Origin of the sequence: Paenibacillus oryzisoli (assembly GCF_001653565.1) — a bacterium.
GTDB lineage: Bacteria > Bacillota > Bacilli > Paenibacillales > NBRC-103111 > Paenibacillus_E > Paenibacillus_E oryzisoli.
Map to the genome: position 1 here is coordinate 1 of NZ_LYPB01000066.1, position 5933 is coordinate 5933.

Genomic DNA, 5933 nt, shown 5'->3' on the forward strand with positions numbered 1-5933 from the left:
CTCGAACACGACCGTTAAGCCTTCCAGCGTCGATGGTACTTGAACCGCAGGGTTCTGGGAGAGTAGAACGTTGCCAAGCAGACCCACTTGTTGGGTATTTTTTTGTTAGTGAGATTGCATGTTTTTGTCTTTATGGAGGCTTAGTGAAGTGGCTAAACACGGCAGACTGTAAATCTGCTCTCTTCGAGTTCGGTGGTTCGAATCCATCAGCCTCCATATACCTATTTAGGGGCATAGTTTAAGGGTAGAACAAAGGTCTCCAAAACCTTTGGTGTGGGTTCAATTCCTGCTGCCCCTGCCAATAACATCAGTGGGGATTAGCCAAGCGGTAAGGCAACGGACTTTGACTCCGTCATGCCTAGGTTCAAATCCTAGATCCCCAGCCATTTTTGTAACAAATAGGAGTCATTAGCTCAGTTGGTAGAGCACCTGACTTTTAATCAGGGTGTCGTAGGTTCGAATCCTACATGACTCACCACTTGCCTTATTTACAGCATGCGCGTATGGCGGAATTGGCAGACGCACTAGACTTAGGATCTAGCGGGCGACCGTGGGGGTTCAAGTCCCTCTACGCGCATCAAATCCTCATTTGTATACATACAAATGAGGTACTCTGCGGAAGTGGCTCAGCGGTAGAGCATCGCCTTGCCAAGGCGAGGGTCGCGGGTTCGATCCCCGTCTTCCGCTTTTTATCTTCGGGACGTAGCTCAGCTTGGTAGAGCACCTGCTTTGGGAGCAGGGGGTCGCATGTTCAAATCGTGTCGTCCCGATCAGAACCACAGTTCTTCATCTAAAGATGAGGGGCTGTGGTTTTTTGTTTACCTATAAGAATGGTCTTTAGTTGACCTTGGCTTACCCTTGGTTACTTAGTTACCTCGATGTAACTCATTTTCTATCTACGTAGGTTGGAGTATACTGGAAATGAAGTAAACATCAGAATTTGAAGGAGGCTATAAGGAAGTGGGAACGAATTCAAAAATAGGCGGCGGAGGTTTTCACCACGTTGCACTCAGAGCGAATGATTTTGACGCGACAGTCAAGTTTTATACAGAAGGTTTAGGTTTTGTAGAGAAGAACAACTGGGGCGAAGGGGACAAACGTGCTGTCCTGCTTGATTCCGGTGATGGGAATTATATGGAGGTTTTTGCTGGAGGAACGGGTGAGCAAATACCTGAAGGATATTTTTTCCACGTAGCATTCCGCAGTAATGATGTGGATGGGGCTGTCCAAGCAGCAATTGCCGCAGGAGCTATCGTGACGGTAGAGCCGAAAGACGTGATCTTAGGTGTGAACCCGCCAACACCTGTACGAATCGCTTTTGTCAAAGGATTAAACGGTGAAATCATTGAGTTTTTCCAAAGCACTGGGGAGAACCAACTATAATTTTTTGGGATGAGAGGGAATGGGACGTGGCTGATACCTTTACTTTATCGCTCGGAGATGTAGCACCTGATTTTTCATTACCAGCAACGGATGGACAAATATATGCGTTGAATGATTTCAGCGATGCGAAAACGCTCGTTATTTTTTTCACTTGCAACCATTGCCCTTATGTAATTGGTTCTAATGAAGTAACACGCGAAACGGCCAATCGGTATAAAGATAAAGGTGTGCAGTTCATTGGTATCAACGCCAATAGCGTGAACACCAAGCCAGAAGATTCCTTTGAGCATATGGTAGCGCATATGGAGGAGCATCAATATCCGTGGACGTACCTGAGAGACGAAACTCAAGAAACGGCATTAGCCTATGGTGCACTAAGAACACCGCATTTCTATGTCTTTGATGACAATCGTAGATTGGTTTATACAGGACGTGGTGTTGATAATCCGAAGGATGCCTCCAAAATCACAATAAATAATTTAGACATAGCGTTAGATGAGTTGACCTCTGGTCAAGCGGTAACGTTACCGTTGACGAACCCACTTGGTTGTAATGTGAAATGGGAAGGCAAAGATGCGCATTGGATGCCTGCTGACGCATGCGACTTGGTATAGCACACTTCTGCTGAGCGTACATACCTCACATAATAGAAACCAATGAGCCTCCATGCCGTGGAGGTTCATTTTTTACATTTTCATATTCATTACTAGCAATAAAGTTAATATATGGTAAAATAAAAGAGTTCACCAAATCTACTAATCATTAAATCACTCATCTATTAATCATAGAATGATATGACAAGGGAGACCTCTGATGTCCTTTACACAGCACTTAGTCCAGAAATACGAGCGCGAATGGCGCCAAACCCAGCAGCATCCCTTTGTTCAAGAACTTGGCCTGGGAACGCTAGATCGCAATAAATTCAGGTTCTACATGATTCAAGACTACTTATACTTAATTGATTATGCCAAATTGTTCGCGTTAGGAGCTATCAAGGCGCCAGACCTTACAACGATGAGTGAATTCTCAGCGTCACTAAGCAACATTTTGCATGAAGAAATGGGCATTCATCGTTCATACGCCGCTCGCTTCGGAATTACGAAAGAAGAATTGGAACAGGCAGAACCTTCACCAATTACACTCGCTTACTCCCACTACATGCTGCATGTAGCACAGAATGGTGGATTAGCGGAGTTGACAGCAGCGTTGCTTCCTTGTATGTGGAGTTACTGGGAGATCGGCTGTATGCTCAAGGAGTACCCAGGTGCAGTGGATCATCCTGACTATGGCGAATGGGTGAGAGGATATAGCTCAGAAGAGTTCGGTAAGCATGCACAGTGGTGCATACAATTAATGGATCGACTAGCTTTAGGGAAATCAGAAAGTGAATTAGCACGATTAGAAACGATTTTTTTGAATACGACTCGCTACGAAACGTTGTTCTGGGAAATGTCGTACCATCAACAGATGTGGATGTAAATTCCAAAACAAGTGCCAATGAAACGCATTCATAAGCGCCAATCGAACGAATATATATATACGGAAATCATCAAAAGTTGGGTATCAACTGGGAGGTGTTTCGTATGATCTATTGGATTTTGGCTGTGATCGTCGTTGTCGTTGGTGTACTGGTCATCATGAGTGTAAGACGAAGGAAATCCACAGCGCCTGCTGAAGTAAAAACGCACAAGCCCTGTGCTTACTGCAACGAGGAAATTGCGATTGATGCGCCCGTGTGTAAGTATTGTAGGGGGGTTGTAGTGAGTTAAGTCGTACTACGAATTTCGGCTATAAAGGGGAAAAGAAAAGCAACGAGTCATTCGCTATTTGCGAGGGCTCCTTGCTTTTTTGTATTGGGCTAATCTTTTTTGTTTCGTCTATTAGCTTCCTTAGCATCTAACTTCCCTAGGAAATCACTCGCCGTCCTGACAATATATTGAACTTCATCAAGCCCACGTTCCATAAGCATGCTTTTGTGAATATCGATAATCAATTTCTTTTCATGGATGCCATCTACACCGTCAAGTTTTTGAAAATTAAACAACTCGCTCGGGTCTATGTCTAACGCATTCATTAGTGTTTCCAACGTGGTCAGTGAAATGTTCCTTTGGCCTCGTTCAATATCCGATATGTGCGATTTGCTCATACCGACTTTCCCTGTTTTTTCAGCAAGCTGATCTTGCGTGTATCCTTTAAGCTTTCTAATCATACGTAATCGCTCGCCAACGAGCCTTAGGAAATCGGACATCTCATTCACCTCAAGTTGAGGTTATTGAATTCGAACCCAAAAAGAGATACCTGTATATGGTGATTTAACGTATAAAATCCTTCTTCAATGGTACTTCCATAAACTAAACATATGAAAAAGTTGGCGCTCTGCCCCAAAAAAGTGTAACATCTAACACATATAGCCACAGAAGGAGCTTGAATCCGTTGAATATTGAATTACACAATGAGTTACCTACCGATTTTGAAGAGTTGAAAAAAGCAGCAAACCGCACATCCAATTGGAGGGAGCGCCTTACTGCTGTTGAAGCATTAGGTGAACACGGCGACCAACAATCCGTTCATATTCTGAAGCGTCTCATGACCAATGATACCGTTTATGCGATCCAGGAGACGGCTTACCGTAAGCTCAAACTTCTAGGTGAAGATGTGCAACTGCCCCCACGCAAAAAAGGCGATTTAATTAAAGGTGTAAGTAAAATCTTACTTCGTATCAAGAAGAGCTTACCAGAAGGTCATTCGTACGAGGCTTTCAAGGAAAAGCTGCAGAAAATGAGAAGCGATGTTTATGATACTTATGAAGGTGATAAAGGCTCTGATTTCGATCAATGGCTAGAGTCGACTTGGTCCGGTTTATTAACTAATAAATAAGAGGCAACACGTATGGAGTGAGTTTATGGCTAAGGGTAAAGGTGGAACGGGTAGAGGTACTGACAGCAAAGGCTGGAACCGCTGGAAAGCAAGTGAGAACCGAGCGAAGAGTGCCCCGAAACCCTACAAGAGTAAAGGTCTGAAAGCTGCTGCAATCGCAGCCAAAGCTTCAGGTACATCAGGTACCTCAAGTAATGCGGGTTCTGCGAGTACCAAAGGCACCAAAGCATAGCTAATCGCTACGCTACAAACAACGAACCATCTTCGGCATTTTGCTGAGGGTGGTTTATTTACTATTGAGGTTGCTTTGCATCCATTACATGACCTGTGTAAGATAGATGTAGGATATTCTGGATGAGGTGAGAGTCATGGTATTTGGGGCGCGCGTGTGGAAAACAGGCATCGCTGTTGCATTAGCTTTATACATAAGTGCTTGGCTCGAATTTACGCCACCGGTCATTGCGGCTGTTGCAGCGATCTTTGCGATGCAGCCCTCGATTTATCGCTCCTGGCGTTATTTCTTAGATCAGTTGCAGACGAACATTATTGGTGCGGCTTTCGCCCTGTTGGCAGGGATGTTTTTTTCGCAGAATGTGATTGCCATCGGTATTGTATGTATTATTGTTATCATTTTAAGTTTACGTTTGCGGATGGAAGAAACGATAGGACTTACTTTAGTAACAGTTGTGGCTGTGATGGAGGCGTCAGGGGAGTGGCGATTTGCCGTTAATCGTCTGTTGCTTAGCTTGATCGGAATAGGGTGTGCCTTCGTGGTGAATGTTTTATTCTTCCCGCCTAAGCCTAAGGAACAATTCGCAGCACAGATCGGTTCTATTTTCAGCAAAATGTCACTGCTCCTTCGTACGGTGATTTCCAATGAGATCAAGGAAACGGTGTTTCGTGAAGAGAAGGAAAGTCTTCGCAATAGCCTAAAGTCATTATCGGAGAAATATCGACTCATGGAAGAGGAAATCAAGAAGTTGAAGGGCGGCGGCTCCAAAAGAATCCGCGAACTTGTCGTTTACAAGCAGAAGCTGCTTGTTATGTCCAAGGGGCTTGAGGTATTGGAAGCTGTAGATGAGCATTACTTTCAGGCTTCGCCAAGTGAGGAAACGGATGTATGTTTCGATGATCATATGGAGAAATTGATTAAGTACCATGAGCATGTACTACTGAAGTACGATGATAAGTTGAAGGATACGGGCTCTGATAATTTGGAAATCGAAGCGGAGAACGAACAGTTTATGATGGATCTCCTTGCTCGCTATAGCGAGCAGCCAGCTGGTATGCTTCGGCTCTCCATAGTAGCAGCCGCAATGTATGACTATGGTCATCAGATTGCACGTTTGGATAAGCTTGTGGAGCATGATCATCGAGGGGAGACCGAAGAGAGGGAACCACTTGAAATTCTCCTTAGAAGTATTCGTTTAAAATAGTTCAGATTTACGTTTGCTTTACGAAATGGTTTGTGTTATATTATGTTTCTTGCTCCGGACAGGACAAGCATGAACAAGCACAAACCATGGAGTCTGAACGTGTTGACAATCTTCACGAATGGATGAAATAAAATAAAGCTTGCAAATGAAAAATCAATATGGTATATTACTTCTCGCTGCTTCGGTAACACGGTAGCGGACGAAAGAAATTGATCTTTGAAAACTGAACAACGAGTG

The 5933-nt window shown here is 44.0% G+C and carries 9 protein-coding genes, 7 tRNA genes and 1 rRNA gene; 15 read left to right on the top strand and 2 right to left on the bottom strand.

The window, feature by feature from the left end:
- The 12 genes from rrf to A8708_RS36115 all read left to right on the top strand — a co-directional run.
- Positions 1-79, top strand: a 5S ribosomal RNA gene (rrf, locus tag A8708_RS37190); the annotation flags it as partial.
- A 55-nt stretch (positions 80-134) separates the two neighbouring features.
- Positions 135-216, top strand: a tRNA-Tyr gene (locus tag A8708_RS14545).
- 11 nt (positions 217-227) lie between these two features.
- Positions 228-301: transfer RNA gene (locus A8708_RS14550), tRNA-Trp, on the top strand.
- Positions 302-311: 10 nt separating this feature from the next.
- Positions 312-386, top strand: a tRNA-Gln gene (locus A8708_RS14555).
- 16 nt (positions 387-402) lie between these two features.
- Positions 403-478 (top strand) — tRNA-Lys (locus A8708_RS14560).
- Between the two features lie 19 nt (positions 479-497).
- Positions 498-577: transfer RNA gene (locus A8708_RS14565), tRNA-Leu, on the top strand.
- A gap of 38 nt (positions 578-615) precedes the next feature.
- Positions 616-687: transfer RNA gene (locus tag A8708_RS14570), tRNA-Gly, on the top strand.
- Between the two features lie 9 nt (positions 688-696).
- Positions 697-770: transfer RNA gene (locus A8708_RS14575), tRNA-Pro, on the top strand.
- Positions 771-960: 190 nt separating this feature from the next.
- A complete protein-coding gene (locus A8708_RS14580; RefSeq protein WP_082927512.1) occupies positions 961-1383 on the top strand; it encodes a VOC family protein in 423 nt (140 codons plus the stop codon).
- A 26-nt stretch (positions 1384-1409) separates the two neighbouring features.
- Positions 1410-1997, top strand: coding sequence for a thioredoxin family protein (locus A8708_RS14585; RefSeq protein WP_068664581.1), 588 nt, complete (start codon positions 1410-1412; stop codon positions 1995-1997).
- Positions 1998-2196: 199 nt separating this feature from the next.
- A complete protein-coding gene (tenA, locus tag A8708_RS14590) occupies positions 2197-2862 on the top strand; it encodes a thiaminase II (RefSeq protein ID WP_068664583.1) in 666 nt (221 codons plus the stop codon).
- Between the two features lie 104 nt (positions 2863-2966).
- Positions 2967-3152: a hypothetical protein gene (locus tag A8708_RS36115; protein ID WP_068664585.1), complete on the top strand. Its 186-nt coding sequence runs from the start codon at positions 2967-2969 to the stop codon at positions 3150-3152.
- 89 nt (positions 3153-3241) lie between these two features.
- Here A8708_RS36115 and A8708_RS14600 read toward each other — a convergent pair whose 3' ends face one another.
- On the bottom strand, positions 3242-3631 hold the full coding sequence (locus tag A8708_RS14600) for a helix-turn-helix domain-containing protein (RefSeq protein ID WP_068664587.1): 390 nt from the start codon (positions 3629-3631) through the stop codon (positions 3242-3244).
- A 185-nt stretch (positions 3632-3816) separates the two neighbouring features.
- On the opposite strand from A8708_RS14600, the gene A8708_RS14605 reads away from it, so the two are divergent.
- From A8708_RS14605 to A8708_RS14615, 3 genes are all read left to right on the top strand, one after another.
- Positions 3817-4260, top strand: a complete 444-nt coding sequence (locus A8708_RS14605; RefSeq protein ID WP_420848559.1) for a HEAT repeat domain-containing protein — start codon at positions 3817-3819, stop codon at positions 4258-4260.
- Positions 4261-4285: 25 nt separating this feature from the next.
- Positions 4286-4492: a DUF3934 family protein gene (locus A8708_RS14610; RefSeq protein WP_068664591.1), complete on the top strand. Its 207-nt coding sequence runs from the start codon at positions 4286-4288 to the stop codon at positions 4490-4492.
- 136 nt (positions 4493-4628) lie between these two features.
- Positions 4629-5696: an FUSC family protein gene (locus tag A8708_RS14615; RefSeq protein WP_068664593.1), complete on the top strand. Its 1068-nt coding sequence runs from the start codon at positions 4629-4631 to the stop codon at positions 5694-5696.
- Between the two features lie 35 nt (positions 5697-5731).
- Here A8708_RS14615 and A8708_RS36120 read toward each other — a convergent pair.
- Positions 5732-5933 (bottom strand): hypothetical protein (locus A8708_RS36120; protein WP_204787533.1); only part of this gene is annotated, 202 nt, incomplete at its 5' end.